The following is a 14639-nucleotide window of genomic DNA, read 5'->3' as shown; positions in this document are numbered from 1 at the left end:
CCTCAGGACTCCTGGGTGAGGGAGACGAGAACGTCGTCCCCTTCGATCTTTACGGGGTATACGGGGACGGGGCGCGTGGCCGGGAGGCCGGACGGCTTGCCGGTGCGCAGGTCGAAGGCGGAGCCGTGCAGCCAGCACTCGATCTGGCAGTCCTCCACCTCGCCCTCGGAGAGCGAGACGTTCGCGTGGGAGCAGATGTCGTGGATGGCGAACACCTCGCCCTCGGTCTTCACGACCGAGACCGGCGTGCCGTCGAGTTCCACCCGCTTCGGGGTGTCCTCCTCCAGCTCGCTCAGCCCGCAGGCGCGTACGAACGGCGTCATGCGACCGAGGCCTCCAGCTCCTCCTCGATCTTGGCGAGCAGGCGCTCCTCGATGTCGGCGACACCGATCTGCTGGACCAGCTCGGCGAAGAAGCCGCGGACCACCAGGCGGCGGGCGTCCTGCTCCGGGATGCCGCGGGCCATCAGGTAGAAGAGCTGCTCGTCGTCGAAGCGGCCGGTGGCGGAGGCGTGTCCGGCGCCGACGATCTCGCCGGTCTCGATCTCCAGGTTCGGCACCGAGTCGACGCGCGCGCCGTCCGTGAGGACCAGGTTGCGGTTCATCTCGTAGGTGTCCGTGCCCTCGGCCTTGGCCTCGATGAGCACGTCACCGATCCAGACCGCGTGCGCGGCGTCGCCCTGGAGGGCGCCCTTGTAGACGACGTTGGACTTGCAGTGCGGGGTGTTGTGCGTGACCAGCAGCCGGTGCTCCTGGTGCTGCCCGGAGTCGGTGAAGTACAGGCCGAGCAGCTCGGCCTCGCCACCGGGACCGGCGTACTCCACGCGCGGGTGCAGCCGGACCAGGTCGCCGCCGAAGGTGACGACCACGGACTTGAAGGAGGCGTCCCGGCCGATCAGCGCGTTGTGCTGGGCCACGTGGACGGCCTTGGCGTCCCAGTCCTGGACGGAGACGACGGTCAGCTTGGCACCGTCGCCCAGGAGGTACTCGACGTTCGCGGCGAGGACCGCGTCGCCGGTGTGGTCGATGACCACGACGGCCTCGGCGAAGGCGCCCAGCTCGATGACCTGGTGGCCGAAGGCGACCCCGCCCTCGCCGTGCACGGCGATGCGGATCGGCTGGGTGAGCACCGTCTCCTTGGGGACGGTGACCACGCCGGCCTGCTCGAACGCCGAGTACGCCTGGGCGGCGACACGGTCCACCGGGGTGCCCGCCTTGCCGATCCGCGCGTCGTCGCGGCCGACGGTCTCGACGGTGACGCCCTCGGGGGCCTCGACGGCGACCTTCACGCCCGCGCCGTTCGCGACGGCGGTGCCGTCGTGCAGGCCGCGCAGGCGCTCCAGGGGAGTGAACCGCCACTCCTCCTCGCGGCCGTGCGGGACCGGGAAGTCCGCCACGTCGAAGGACGGGGGCACGCTCATGCGCGTGGCGACGGTCGACTCGGCGGCCACCGCGATCTGGCCCGCGGTGGTCGAGCCCACGGGTGGGGTTCCCCCCGCCCGAGAGGAGTCGGGGGTGGGGGAGTTCTGGGCCTCAGCCATGGCTGTCGGTCTGCTCGCTTTCTTACGTGAGTGGCTTGACGGAACCGGCGGCGGCGATCAGCCGACCGCGCCTTCCATCTGGAGCTCGATCAGCCGGTTGAGCTCGAGGGCGTACTCCATGGGGAGTTCCTTGGCGATCGGCTCGACGAAGCCGCGCACGATCATCGCCATCGCCTCGAACTCGGACAGACCACGGCTCATCAGGTAGAAGAGCTGGTCCTCGGAGACCTTGGAGACGGTCGCCTCGTGGCCCATGGACACGTCGTCCTCGCGGACGTCCACGTAGGGGTACGTGTCGGAGCGGGAGATGGTGTCGACCAGCAGCGCGTCGCAGAGCACGTTGGACTTGGAGCCCGCGGCGCCCTCGCCGATCTCGACCAGGCCGCGGTACGAGGTGCGGCCGCCGCCGCGCGCCACCGACTTGGAGACGATGTTGGACGAGGTGTTCGGCGCCATGTGGACCATCTTGGAGCCGGCGTCCTGGTGCTGGCCCTCGCCCGCGAAGGCGATGGACAGGGTCTCGCCCTTGGCGTGCTCGCCCATCAGGTAGACGGCCGGGTACTTCATCGTCACCTTGGAGCCGATGTTGCCGTCGATCCACTCCATGGTCGCGCCCTCGTAGGCCACGGCGCGCTTGGTGACCAGGTTGTAGACGTTGTTCGACCAGTTCTGGATGGTCGTGTAACGGCAGCGGGCGTTCTTCTTGACGATGATCTCGACGACCGCGGAGTGCAGCGAGTCGGACTTGTAGATCGGCGCCGTGCAGCCCTCGACGTAGTGCACGTAGGCGCCCTCGTCGACGATGATCAGGGTCCGCTCGAACTGGCCCATGTTCTCCGTGTTGATGCGGAAGTAGGCCTGCAGCGGGATCTCCACGTGGACGCCCGGGGGCACGTAGATGAAGGAGCCGCCCGACCACACGGCCGTGTTCAGGGAGGCGAACTTGTTGTCACCGGCGGGGATGACCGTGCCGAAGTACTCCTTGAAGAGCTCCGGGTGCTCCTTCAGGGCGGTGTCGGTGTCGAGGAAGATGACGCCCTGCTCCTCCAGGTCCTCACGGATCTGGTGGTAGACGACCTCCGACTCGTACTGGGCGGCGACACCGGCGACGAGGCGCTGCTTCTCGGCCTCCGGGATGCCCAGCTTGTCGTAGGTGTTCTTGATGTCCTCGGGCAGGTCCTCCCAGGACTCCGCCTGCTTCTCCGTGGAGCGCACGAAGTACTTGATGTTGTCGAAGTCGATGCCCGACAGGTCCGAGCCCCAGTTCGGCATGGGCTTCTTCTCGAAGAGCTTCAGGCCCTTCAGGCGCAGCTTGGTCATCCACTCCGGCTCGGACTTCTTGTCCGAGATGTCGCGGACGACGTCCTCGCCCAGACCGCGCCTGGCGGAGGCACCGGCCACGTCGGAGTCGGCCCAGCCGTATTCGTACTTGCCCAGGCCCTCGAGTTCGGGGTGAGCAGTCTCCGTGGGGAGAGTCATGCGGGGTTCCTCCCGGCCGTGCTTGCAGGTGCGTCAGTGGAAATCTTGGGGATGAACGTCGTGCAGACGCCGTCGCCGTGCGCGATGGTCGCCAGCCGTTGGACATGGGTTCCCAGCAGCTCCGCGAAGATCTCCGTCTCCGCCTCGCACAGCTGCGGGAACTGCTCCGCGACGTGGGCGACCGGGCAGTGGTGCTGGCAGAGCTGCTCGCCGACCGGTGCGCTGCGCGCCGTAGCAGCGTACCCGTCCGCGCTCAAGGCCTTGGCCAGCGCTTCGGCGCGTTTGTCGGGGCTCACGCTCTCGATCGCGTCGCGGTAGGCGCTCGCCTGCGCGGCGATCCGGGCGCGGGCGAAGGCGGCGATCGCCTGCGGGCCGCCCTCGCGCTCGGCGATCCAGCGCATGGCGTCCGCGGCCAGCTTGTCGTACGACTGGTCGAAGGCGTCCCGGCCGCAGTCGGTGAGCGCGAAGGCCTTCGCGGGTCGGCCGCGCGTGCGCGTGCCGTACACCCGCTGCTCGCGGGCCTCCACGACGTCGTCGGCGGCCAGCGCGTCCAGGTGGCGGCGGACGGCCGCCTGGGTCAGGCCCAGCCGGCCGGCGAGCTCGGCGACGGTCGACGGGCCGTGGTCCAGGAGGGACCGCGCGACCCGGTTGCGCGTCGAGCGGTCCGAGCGCACACCGGCCGCGAGTTCCTCCTGAGGGGCCCCCGTGGGGGTCTCCCGAGCCTCGCCGACGTTTTTCACAACGCCATTGTTGCGTAATTCCGCGGAGACTGACAAGCGCCGTCCGGATCACCGCGCGGTGCCCTGCATCACTTAGGCATACCTAATCCGACCTGCGCGTTCGATCCGCCGGTCGATGACCGCAGACCCCCGACCAGGCAATTCGGTGGCGCCGCGGGCCGTCCTCCGGGAGACTCCCGGACCATGCCCACGCCCCCTCCGGCCGGCCCGCTCCTCACCCGCGACGGCATCGCCGCACAGCTGCGCCTGCTGGGTGTGGAGGCCGGCGAGACACTCCTCGTGCACTCCTCGCTGAGTTCCCTCGGCTGGGTGAACGGAGGCGCCGTGGCCGTCGTCCGGGCACTGCTCGACACGCTCGGCCCGTCCGGCACGCTCGTCGTCCCCACCCAGACCGGTGACCAGTCCGACCCGGCCGCGTGGGCGAATCCCCCGGTGCCCGAGGAGTGGTGGGACCGGATCCGCGCCACGATGCCCCCGTACGATCCCGCGATCACCCGCTCGCTCGGCGTGGGCGTGATACCCGAGACCGTGCGGACCTGGCCGGGCGCCCTGCGCAGCGCGCACCCGCAGACGTCCTTCGCGGCCCTCGGCCCGCGTGCGGCCGGCATCGTCGACGGGCACGCCCGCGACTGCCGGCTCGGCGAGCACAGCCCGCTCGCCCGGCTGGAGCGCCTCGGCGCCCGCGTGCTGCTGCTCGGCGCGGATTACGACGCCTGCACCAGCTTCCACCTGGCCGAGTACCGCATACCGTCGCCGCTGGTGAGCGTCGGCCGGCCGGCCCCGGGCGGCGGCTGGGAGACGGTGACCGAGGTGTCGATCACCTCGGACCGCTTCGACGAGCTGGGCCACGACTTCGAGCGGGACCGGCCCGTCGTCCGCGGCACGGTGGGCGCGGCCGAGGCCCGGCTGTTCCCGGTGGCGGACGCGGTGGCCTACGCGCAGCGCTGGCTGCCGGTGCACCGGCCCCGTGAGGAGGAGTTCCAGCACCCCCGCGTCTGAGGCGCCGGCGTTCTCCCTAGACTCTGGACCCATGCGAAGTGAGCCCGTGGTCCAGGTCCAGGCCCTGGTGAAGCGGTACGGCACGAAGACCGCGGTGGATGGGCTGGACCTGGTGGCCCGGGCGGGCGTGACCGCCGTACTCGGCCCCAACGGGGCGGGGAAGACGACCACGGTCGAGACCTGCGAGGGGTACCGGAAGCCGGATTCCGGCACGGTGCGCGTCCTGGGCCTCGACCCGGTGCGGCAGTCCGCCGAGCTGCGTCCCCGCATCGGGGTGATGCTCCAGTCCGGGGGTGTCTACTCCGGCGCCCGGGCCGACGAGATGCTGCGGCACGTCGCCCGGCTGCACGCGCACCCGCTGGACGTGGACGCGCTGATCGAACGCCTCGGGCTCGGCTCCTGCGGCCGGACCTCCTACCGGCGGCTGTCCGGCGGCCAGCAGCAGCGGCTCGCGCTCGCCATGGCCGTGGTGGGCCGCCCGGAACTGGTGTTCCTGGACGAGCCGACGGCCGGCCTCGACCCGCAGGCCCGCCGGGCCACCTGGGACCTGGTGAGGGACCTGCGCGGCGACGGCGTCTCGGTCATCCTCACCACGCACCACATGGAGGAGGCCGAGCAGCTCGCCGACGACGTGGCGATCATCGACGGCGGCCGGGTCATCGCCCACGGCTCCCCCGAGGAGCTGTGCCGGGGCGGCGCCGAGAACACCCTGCGCTTCACCGGCCGGCCCGGCCTCGACGTGGGCTCCCTGCTCAAGGCCCTCCCGGCCGACTGCACGGCCGCCGAGCTGACCCCGGGCAGCTACCGGGTCGCCGGCAAGGTGGATCCGCAGCTGCTGGCCACGGTGACCTCGTGGTGCGCCCAGCACGGGGTGATGCCGGACCGGATCTCGGTCGAACGGCACACCCTCGAGGACGTCTTCCTGGAGCTGACCGGCAAGGAGCTGCGCTCATGATTCCGCCCCGCACCGAGACCGGCCGGGGGTCCGGGGGTCGCCCCCCGGGACGACACAGTCTGGAGCTGACCGGCAAGGAGCTGCGCTCATGACCACCGCCTCGGGTACGTACACCCCCAAGCCGGGTGCCGCACCGCTCCCCCGCATGATCGCGGCGCAGGCGGTGCTGGAGACGAAGATGCTGCTGCGCAACGGCGAGCAGCTGCTGCTGACGGTCGTCATCCCGACTCTGCTGCTGGTGCTCTTCAGCACCGTGGACATCGTCGACACCGGCAAGGGCGAGGCCGTCGACTTCCTCGCGCCCGGCATCCTGGCGCTCGCCGTGATGTCGACGGCGTTCACGGGCCAGGCCATCGCGACCGGCTTCGAGCGCCGCTACGGCGTCCTCAAGCGGCTGGCCTCCTCCCCGCTGCCCCGCTGGGGCCTGATGACCGCGAAGACGGCGTCCGTGCTGGTCACGGAGGTCCTCCAGGTGATCCTGCTGACGGTGATCGCCTTCGCGCTGGGCTGGTCCCCGCACGGCGACCCGCTCGCCGTCCTGCTCCTGCTGGTGTTCGGCACCGCCGCGTTCTCCGGGCTCGGCCTGCTGATGGCCGGGACCCTGAAGGCCGAGGCGACGCTGGCCGCCGCCAACCTGGTCTTCCTGCTGCTGCTCGTCGGGGGCGGGGTCATCGTCCCGCTGGAGAAGTTCGGCGCGGCCGGCCGGCACGTGCTCGGTCTGCTGCCGATCTCGGCACTCTCCGACGGCCTGCGCGACGTGCTGCAGCACGGGGCCGGGATGCCGTGGGGCGACCTGGGCGTCCTCGCCGTGTGGGCGGTCGTGGGGCTGGCGGCGGCGGGCCGGTTCTTCCGCTGGGAGTAAGGCCACACGCACCCTCGTGAAAGAGTGCACAAGCGGCGGCCTACGATGGTGCACGTGCCAAAGCTGACCCCCGCCGACGCCGTGGCGGCCCTGCGCAACCCGCTCGCCTTCATCGCCGGCCGCTGGACCCCGGACCCCCGGACCGTCCAGCGGGCGGCCCTCGCCGCGCTCGTGATGGCGGTGATCATCGTGGTCACCGGCGGCGCGGTCCGGCTGACCGGCTCGGGCCTCGGCTGTCCGACCTGGCCCACCTGCACCGACGACTCGCTGACCACCACCCGGGCCATGGGCTTCCACGGGGTCGTCGAGTTCGGCAACCGCATGCTGACGTACGTGCTGTGCGCGGCCGTCGGCTGGGCGATCATCGCGGCCCGTTCCGAGAAGCCCTGGCGGCGCAGCCTGACCCGGCTGGGCTGGGCCCAGTTCTGGGTGGTCATGGGCAACGCGGTGCTCGGCGGCATCGTGGTGCTGGTCGGCCTCAACCCGTACACGGTGGCCGCGCACTTCCTGCTCTCCTCGGCGCTGATCGCCCTGGCCACGGCGATGTGGCAGCGCACCCGCGAGGGCGACGAGGCGCCGCGCCCGCTGGTCGGCAAGGCGGTGCAGCAGCTGGTGTGGTTCCTGGTGACCGCGTCCGCGCTGCTCATCGCGGTGGGCACGGTGGTCACCGGGGCCGGGCCGCACGCCGGCGACTCCACCGAGGTGGCCCGCATCCCGATCGACTGGGAGACGGTGGCCAAGCTGCACGCGGTGCTCGCCTGGATCGTGGTCACGCTGACCTTCGCGCTGTGGTTCGTGCTGAAGGCGGTGGACGCGCCCCGGGGCCCGCTGGGGCGGACGCGGGAGCTGTTCCTCATCCTGCTCGCCCAGGGCGTGCTCGGGTACGTGCAGTACTTCACGCACCTGCCCGAGGTGCTCGTCGGCCTGCACATGCTGGGCTCGTGCCTGGTGTGGATCGGCACCCTGCGCGTCCTGCTGTCCCTGCGCGAGCGCCCGGAGGCCGCCCCCGGCCTGACCGGCACCCCGGCCGAGGTGCCGGTCACCACGCGCGCGTGACTCAGCCGTACCGGGCCACCAGCGCGTCGATCGCCGGGCCCAGGTAGCCGCGGGTCAGTCCGGCGCGGCGCTCGGTCCAGGCGCCGTCCCGGGGAGCGGGGTCGCCGTAGCGGCGCCGGGCGACGTCCTGGACGACCTCGGCGGGGGCACCCAGGCGGGGCAGCTCGTCGAGGGCCTCCTTCTTGGAGATCAGCCGGCCCTCCCGCAGGGTCACGGTGGCCCGGGCGAAGGTCAGCAGGCCCAGGTCGACCCAGGCGTCCTGCCGCCAGCGCCGGCGCCGGTCCACCGCCGGGCGCCAGTAGTCGCGCTGGTCGCGTACGACGAAGCCGGTGAGCTGCCGGTCCGGTACCGGGGGAAGCAGTGCGGCCGGCGCCTCTCCGTGCAGCACCCGGCCGAAGTCATGCAGTTCACGACGGGTGACGGGGGTGACGGGGCGGCGCAGCAGACTGTCGTGGGCCCAGGTGAGATGTGACCGCCCGGGGTCGCCCGTCGTGGCCGGGGTCAGGTAGCTGCAGTGGAGTCTCGCCGCGAGCGGCTCCGCGCGCAGTGCGCGGTGCGTCCTCGCGACCCGCAGGGCCTGCCGCGGCCCCAGGGGCCCGGGCACCACGGCGATCAGGTCGAGGTCGCTGCGGCCCTCCTGGTAGTCCCCGCCGGCCAGTGAGCCGTGCGCCCAGAGCGCGAGGGGACGCAGGGGCGCGAGGTCCCGCAGGAAACGGTCGAGGAGTGCTTCGGTCGGCATACCCCAGTCTGTACGGGGACGGCCCCCGTGCACAGGGCTCATTCCAGCCCGTACACCCGCCGGGCGTTGCCCGCCGCGATCATGCCGGCCACCCGCTGGGCGTCCTCCAGGCACCAGGCCCCCTCGGCCACCCAGGTGCCGAGCACACGGCCCAGGGCGTCGCGGAACAGCCGGGCGCCGATCACGTGCAGTTCGGGCAGGCTGTGCGCGCCGGTCGAGAAGAGGATCTTGCCGAAGGGGGCCAGCTCCAGGATCTCGGCGAGGACAGCGGCCGCCCGGGCGCCGGTGCGTACGAGCGCGGCACCCGAGTCGGCGTAGACGTGCGGGAAGACGCCGGCCAGGTGGGCGGCGTTGCGGTGGTACGGGTAGCCGTGCAGCAGCACGAGGTCGGTGCCGTGGCCGGCCGTGGCCCGCACGAAGTCGGTCAGCAGCACCGGGTCCGCGCGGTCGGTGCGGGCGCCCGGCTCACCGAGCCCGGCGTGCAGCTGCAGCGGCAGCCCGGAGGAGACGGCGATCCACAGCAGGTGCCGCAGCAGCACGTGGTCGGTGAGCGGGCCGCCGACCGGCCGCCCGGCCAGCCAGCGGCCCGCCGCGCCCCGGACCTCCCCCGGCCCCGGCGGTTCCGGGGCGAGGGCCAGGCCGTGCCGGAGGCCGGCGACGGAGGTGAAGGCGACCGCGGTCGCGGCGGCCGTGTGCACGGACTCGGCGAGATTGGCGAGGAAGGACTCGACGGTGCCGGAGGTGTCGGCGACCTGCTCGGCCAGCAGTTCCAGCCGGACGATCTCGCGGGCGTCGGCGTCGCCGTCGCAGGCCATGTCGGCGGGGCCGGTGAGGTCGCCGGGCAGGCCCGTGTCGACGAGGTAGGCGGTGATCCCGCTGCCCCGCAGCAGTCTGCGCCCCGCCTCCAGGGCGCCCAGTTCCCGGCGCCGGGCCAGGTAGCGGGCGGGCGGGCAGTGCGGTTCCAGGCCGAGCAGGGGCGGACACCAGCGCCGTAGCGCGAAGCCGGTCTGGGTGTCGAAGAGGGTGGTGCCGGGAGCCGGTGGTCCCTCGGTGCGGGCCAGCCGGGCCTCGAAGGTGCCGAGGCCCAGTTCCGTGCGCAGTACGCCGTGGCAGTACTGGTCCACGAGGGACGGCGTTTCGATCATCCGGGGCTCCCCGTAGGACGCGTGGCGCTGCGCTGGCTCACACGTCCTAACGGGTGAACGGGGGTGGAGGTCGCGGTCGCGCCCCCGGGGGCGGGCCGCTCAGCCGTTGGCCGGGCCGCCCACCTGGATCCCGGCCATGCGGCTCCACTCGTACGGCCCCGTCCTCACCTTCGCCGCGAACTCGCCGTCGAAGGATTCGTGGACGGTGATGCCGGCCTTCTCCACGGCCTTGCGGGCGATCTCCGTGCTGGGCGCCACCAGATCGCCCCAGCCGCCGTCCTCGCCGACGAGGACGATCCGGGCGCCGCGTTCGCCGATGTAGGCCACCTGGCCCTCCGCGCCGCCGTGCGCCTTCGCGAAGGCGCTGATCTGGTGGGCGAGCCGGGAGACCTTGCGCTCGGCCCTCGCGTCAACCTGCTGCGTGTCTGCCATGGTCAGGATGCTACTCAGCGGTAGATCGACTGGCGAGAGGAGGGCCCTGTGACGTACGCCCGGCGTGCCGGAACGGCGATCCGGCGGGTCAGCGCAGGAACGGGTCCACCGCGATCGCCACGAACAGCAGCGAGACGTAGGTGATGGACCAGTGGAAGAGCCGCATCTCCTTCAGCTTGCCGCCCGTCACCTCGGCCCGGGCACGGTTCTGCAGGGCGTGCGCCTCCCACAGCCACCAGCCGCCCGCGGCCAGCGCGACGGCCGTGTAGAACCAGCCGGTGTAGCCGAGGGGGGTGAGGAGCAGCGAGACCGCGACCATCACCCAGCTGTAGATCACGATCTGCCGGGCGACGACCTTGTTGGAGGCGACGACCGGCAGCATCGGCACGCCCACGCGCGCGTAGTCGTCCTTGACCTTCATCGACAGCGGCCAGTAGTGCGGCGGCGTCCAGAAGAAGATGACCAGGAAGAGGACGACCGGCGCCCAGGAGAGCGAGTTCGTGACGGCCGACCAGCCGATCAGCACCGGCATGCAGCCCGCGATGCCGCCCCACACGATGTTCTGCGCCGTACGCCGTTTGAGGATCATCGTGTAGACGACGACGTAGAAGAGGAGCGCTCCGAGTGACAGCCAGGCACTCAGCCAGTTGACGGTGAGGCCGAAGAGCAGCGTCGAGACGACCGCCAGGGTGATGCCGAAGGCCAGGCACTCGCGCGGGCTGACCATGCCGGTCACCAGCGGCCGCTGCGAGGTGCGGTCCATCAGGGCGTCGATGTCCCGGTCGATGTACATGTTCAGCGCGTTGGCGCCGCCCGCGGACAGGTAGCCGCCGACGCAGGTGAGCAGGACCAGCGTCAGGTCGGGCACCCCCTGCTGCGCCAGGAACATCACCGGAACGGTGGTGATGAGCAGCAGCTCGATGATCCGCGGCTTGGTCAGCGCCACGAACGCCTTGACACGGGCCCCGAACGGCCGGTGAACCGGGCTTTGGCTCGCTCCGAGCGCACCCTCCCCCAGGGCCCGGAGGGCCTGGGAGGTGCCCCCAGGCCGGGATTCGACGGCCGTCACGCACACCCCTGACAGAGACATCCCAGCGAGCCTCCCGTGTGAACGGGCGGTAAAGGCTCGCGCGTACCACGCCACTTTAGACGTTGCCCAGACCCCGGCCTTCGCGGGGGTGCGCTCGTGTTGGCACGCGCCTCGTTCGAGGTCCCCCGGCACTCGATTGAGCGGTCAGATGAGCAGCTCCGTATTCATGTGCCAAATGCCTTGCCGGCCAGTCGGGAGGCGGATCGCACTGAGTCCCGTCAGTCTGGAAACACTCGAAAAAATGCACGTCCTCACAGGGGTAGGCTCGGCAGCGGCCGGCGGGCAGAAGCACGCCGGCGGCCGGGTGGGCCGCGCGCCCCGAAGACCGGCGACCGACATGTGGAGAGGAGCCCTGACCCAGGGTGAGCACCAAGCCGACCACCACAGACCTTGAGTGGACCGACCTGGACCAGCGGGCCGTGGACACCGCCCGTGTCCTGGCCGCCGACGCCGTACAGAAGGTCGGCAACGGCCATCCCGGTACGGCGATGAGCCTGGCGCCTGCCGCCTACACCCTCTTCCAGAAGGTGATGCGGCATGACCCGGCCGACCCGGAGTGGGTCGGCCGCGACCGCTTCGTGCTGTCAGCCGGCCACTCGTCCCTGACCCTCTACACCCAGCTCTACCTGGCCGGCTTCGGCCTGGAGCTGGACGACCTGAAGGCCTTCCGGACGTGGGGTTCGAAGACCCCCGGTCACCCGGAGTACGGGCACACCAAGGGTGTGGAGACCACCACCGGCCCGCTGGGCCAGGGTGTGGCCAACGCGGTGGGCATGGCGATGGCCGCCCGCTACGAGCGCGGCCTGTTCGATCCGGAGGCCCCGCGGGGCGAGTCCCCGTTCGACCACTTCGTCTACTGCATCGCCGGTGACGGCTGCCTGCAGGAGGGCATCTCCGCCGAGGCGTCCTCGCTGGCCGGCCACCAGAAGCTCGGCAACCTGATCCTGCTGTGGGACGACAACCACATCTCGATCGAGGGCGACACCGAGACGGCCGTCTCCGAGGACACCGTCAAGCGGTACGAGGCCTACGGCTGGCACGTGCAGCGTGTGGAGCCCAAGGCCGACGGCGACCTGGACCCGGCCGCGCTGTTCGCGGCGATCCAGGAGGCCAAGCGGGTCACGGACCGTCCGTCGTTCATCGCGATGCGCTCGATCATCGCCTGGCCGGCCCCGAACGCCCAGAACACCGAGGCCGCGCACGGCTCCGCCCTGGGCGACGAGGAGGTCGCGGCGACCAAGCGCGTCCTCGGCTTCGACCCCGAGCAGACCTTCGAGGTCTCCGACGAGGTCATCGGCCACGCCCGCAAGGCGCTGGAGCGGGGCGCCGAGGCGAAGGCCGAGTGGGAGAAGTCCCTGCAGGTGTGGCGGGACGGCAACCCCGAGCGGGCCGCCGACTTCGACCGGATCGCCAGGGGCGAGCTGCCCACCGGCTGGGAGGAGAAGCTCCCGGTGTTCGAGCCGGGCAAGGCCGTCGCCACGCGTGCCGCCTCCGGCAAGGTGCTGCAGGCGCTCGGCGCGGTGATCCCCGAGCTGTGGGGCGGCTCCGCCGACCTGGCCGGATCGAACAACACCACCATCGACAAGGACAGCTCGTTCCTCCCCGAGGGCAACCCGCTGCCCGAGGCCAACCCGTACGGCCGCACGATCCACTTCGGCATCCGCGAGCACTCCATGGGCGCCGAGATGAACGGCATCGCCCTGCACGGCAACACCCGGATCTACGGCGGCACCTTCCTCGTCTTCTCCGACTACATGCGCAACGCCGTGCGCCTGTCGGCCCTGATGCACCTGCCGGTGACGTACGTGTGGACGCACGACTCCATCGGCCTCGGCGAGGACGGCCCCACCCACCAGCCGGTCGAGCACCTGGCCTCGCTGCGCGCCATCCCGGGTCTGAACATCGTCCGCCCGGCGGACGCGAACGAGACCGCGATCGCCTGGCGCGAGATCCTCGGGCGCTGGACCAAGGAGTTCGGCAAGGGGCAGCCGCACGGCCTCGCCCTCACCCGTCAGGGCGTGCCGACGTACGAGCCGAACGAGGACGCGGCCAAGGGCGGCTACGTGCTGTTCGAGGCCGACGGCGGCGAGGCGCAGGTGATCCTGATCGCCACCGGTTCCGAGGTGCACGTGGCGGTCGAGGCCCGCGAGCGGCTCCAGGCCGAGGGCGTGCCCACGCGCGTGGTGTCGATGCCGTCCGTGGAGTGGTTCGAGCAGCAGGACCAGGGGTACCGGGACTCCGTGCTGCCGCCGTCCGTGAAGGCCCGTGTCGCCGTGGAGGCGGGCATCGGTCTGACCTGGCACAAGTACGTCGGGGACGCCGGCCGCATCGTTTCCCTGGAGCACTTCGGTGCTTCCGCCGACGGCAAGGTGCTCTTCCGCGAGTTCGGCTTCACCGCCGAGAACGTGGCCGCCAAGGCCCGGGAATCCATCGCCGCCGCCCAGCGCTGACGCTCATATACGACACGTAGGAGATGTAATTCCATGACAGACGCACTCAAGCGCCTCTCCGAGGAAGGCGTCGCGATCTGGCTGGACGACCTGTCGCGCAAGCGGATCACGTCCGGCAACCTCGCCGAGCTGATCGACCAGCAGCACGTCGTGGGCGTCACCACCAACCCGACGATCTTCCAGAAGGCGATCTCGCAGGGCGACGGCTACGACCAGCAGCTGTCGGACCTCGCCGCCCGCAAGGTCACCGTCGAAGAGGCCATCCGCATGATCACCACGGCGGACGTCCGGGACGCCGCCGACATCCTGCGCCCCGTCTTCGACGCCACCGGCGGTCAGGACGGCCGGGTCTCCATCGAGGTCGACCCGCGCCTCGCGCACGACGAGAAGGCGACGGTCGCCGAGGCCAAGCAGCTGGCCTGGCTGGTCGACCGCCCGAACACCCTCATCAAGATCCCGGCCACCCAGGCGGGCCTGCCGGCGATCGCCGACACGATCGGGCTCGGCATCAGCGTCAACGTCACGCTGATCTTCTCCCTGGAGCGCTACCGCAAGGTCATGGACGCCTACCTGACCGGCCTGGAGAGGGCCAAGGAGCGCGGCCTCGACCTGTCGAAGATCCACTCGGTGGCGTCCTTCTTCGTTTCCCGCGTGGACACCGAGATCGACAAGCGCCTGGAGGATCTTGGTACCGACGAGGCCAAGGCGCTGCGCGGCAAGGCCGCCGTCGCCAACGCGCGCCTGGCCTACCAGGCGTACGAGGAGGTGTTCTCCTCCGACCGCTGGAACGCGCTGGAGAACGCGGGCGCCAACAGGCAGCGTCCGCTGTGGGCGTCGACCGGTGTGAAGGACCCGGCGTACCAGGACACCCTGTACGTCACCGAGCTGGTCGCGCCGAACACGGTCAACACCATGCCGGAGGCCACGCTGGAGGCCACCGAGGACCACGGCGAGATCACCGGCAACACCGTCGCCGGCACCTACGAGCAGGCCCGCGCCGACCTCGACGCGCTGGAGAAGCTCGGCATCTCGTACGACGACGTCGTGCGGGTGCTGGAGGAGGAGGGCGTCGAGAAGTTCGAGGCGTCCTGGAACGACCTGCTGAAGTCGACCCAGGCGGAGCTCGAGCGCCTCGCCCCCTCGGAGGGCTGA

14 protein-coding genes are annotated in these 14639 nt (G+C 71.3%); 6 read left to right on the top strand and 8 right to left on the bottom strand.

Going from position 1 to position 14639, the window contains the following annotated elements; translation table 11 throughout:
• Nucleotides 1–2: 2 nt before the first annotated feature.
• Genes IE177_RS28525 through IE177_RS28510 form a run of 4 tightly spaced genes read right to left on the bottom strand, consistent with a single transcriptional unit; the run spans nt 3 to nt 3759 of the window.
• On the bottom strand, nt 3–323 hold the full coding sequence (locus tag IE177_RS28525) for a non-heme iron oxygenase ferredoxin subunit (RefSeq protein ID WP_190018339.1): 321 nt from the start codon (nt 321–323) through the stop codon (nt 3–5).
• Nucleotides 320–1540: a Fe-S cluster assembly protein SufD gene (sufD, locus tag IE177_RS28520; RefSeq protein WP_190018338.1), complete on the bottom strand. Its 1221-nt coding sequence runs from the start codon at nt 1538–1540 to the stop codon at nt 320–322. Before sufD ends, IE177_RS28525 begins: the two co-directional genes overlap by 4 nt.
• 57 nt (nt 1541–1597) lie before the next feature.
• Complete coding sequence (gene sufB, locus IE177_RS28515) at nt 1598–3019, bottom strand: Fe-S cluster assembly protein SufB (protein WP_190018337.1); 1422 nt, start codon at nt 3017–3019, stop codon at nt 1598–1600.
• On the bottom strand, nt 3016–3759 hold the full coding sequence (locus IE177_RS28510) for a helix-turn-helix transcriptional regulator (protein ID WP_190018336.1): 744 nt from the start codon (nt 3757–3759) through the stop codon (nt 3016–3018). The genes sufB and IE177_RS28510 overlap by 4 nt, the downstream gene beginning before the upstream one ends.
• Before the next feature lie 183 nt (nt 3760–3942).
• Here IE177_RS28510 and IE177_RS28505 point away from each other — a divergent pair, with 183 nt between their 5' ends.
• The 4 genes from IE177_RS28505 (at nt 3943) to IE177_RS28490 (ending at nt 7631) form a co-directional block, all read left to right on the top strand.
• Entirely contained in the window at nt 3943–4758 is an 816-nt protein-coding gene (locus tag IE177_RS28505; RefSeq protein WP_190018335.1) for an AAC(3) family N-acetyltransferase, read from the top strand.
• 31 nt (nt 4759–4789) lie between these two features.
• A complete protein-coding gene (locus IE177_RS28500; protein WP_190018334.1) occupies nt 4790–5713 on the top strand; it encodes an ABC transporter ATP-binding protein in 924 nt (307 codons plus the stop codon).
• Nucleotides 5714–5801: 88 nt separating this feature from the next.
• Nucleotides 5802–6575 carry an ABC transporter permease gene (locus IE177_RS28495; RefSeq protein ID WP_190018333.1) on the top strand — a complete coding sequence of 258 codons (774 nt, stop codon included), beginning with the start codon at nt 5802–5804 and terminating at the stop codon, nt 6573–6575.
• A gap of 45 nt (nt 6576–6620) precedes the next feature.
• On the top strand, nt 6621–7631 hold the full coding sequence (locus IE177_RS28490; protein WP_190018332.1) for a COX15/CtaA family protein: 1011 nt from the start codon (nt 6621–6623) through the stop codon (nt 7629–7631).
• 1 nt (nt 7632) lies between these two features.
• Here IE177_RS28490 and IE177_RS28485 read toward each other — a convergent pair whose 3' ends face one another.
• The 4 genes from IE177_RS28485 to IE177_RS28470 form a co-directional block, all read right to left on the bottom strand.
• Complete coding sequence (locus IE177_RS28485; protein WP_190018331.1) at nt 7633–8370, bottom strand: nucleotidyltransferase domain-containing protein; 738 nt, start codon at nt 8368–8370, stop codon at nt 7633–7635.
• Between the two features lie 38 nt (nt 8371–8408).
• A complete protein-coding gene (locus tag IE177_RS28480) occupies nt 8409–9515 on the bottom strand; it encodes an amidohydrolase family protein (RefSeq protein ID WP_190018330.1) in 1107 nt (368 codons plus the stop codon).
• A 99-nt stretch (nt 9516–9614) separates the two neighbouring features.
• On the bottom strand, nt 9615–9947 hold the full coding sequence (locus tag IE177_RS28475; protein WP_190018329.1) for a hypothetical protein: 333 nt from the start codon (nt 9945–9947) through the stop codon (nt 9615–9617).
• A gap of 88 nt (nt 9948–10035) precedes the next feature.
• Nucleotides 10036–11022: a heme o synthase gene (locus tag IE177_RS28470; RefSeq protein ID WP_373305200.1), complete on the bottom strand. Its 987-nt coding sequence runs from the start codon at nt 11020–11022 to the stop codon at nt 10036–10038.
• Between the two features lie 377 nt (nt 11023–11399).
• Here IE177_RS28470 and tkt point away from each other — a divergent pair, with 377 nt between their 5' ends.
• Together tkt and tal are read left to right on the top strand one after the other, a co-directional pair.
• Entirely contained in the window at nt 11400–13487 is a 2088-nt protein-coding gene (tkt, locus tag IE177_RS28465) for a transketolase (protein ID WP_190018328.1), read from the top strand.
• Nucleotides 13488–13520: 33 nt separating this feature from the next.
• Nucleotides 13521–14639, top strand: a complete 1119-nt coding sequence (tal, locus tag IE177_RS28460; protein WP_190018327.1) for a transaldolase — start codon at nt 13521–13523, stop codon at nt 14637–14639.

It is taken from the genome of Streptomyces lucensis JCM 4490 (assembly GCF_014650035.1).
Lineage (GTDB): Bacteria > Actinomycetota > Actinomycetes > Streptomycetales > Streptomycetaceae > Streptomyces > Streptomyces lucensis.
Note: the sequence above shows the minus strand (reverse complement) of the source record. Positions and strands in the feature narration are given on the sequence as shown.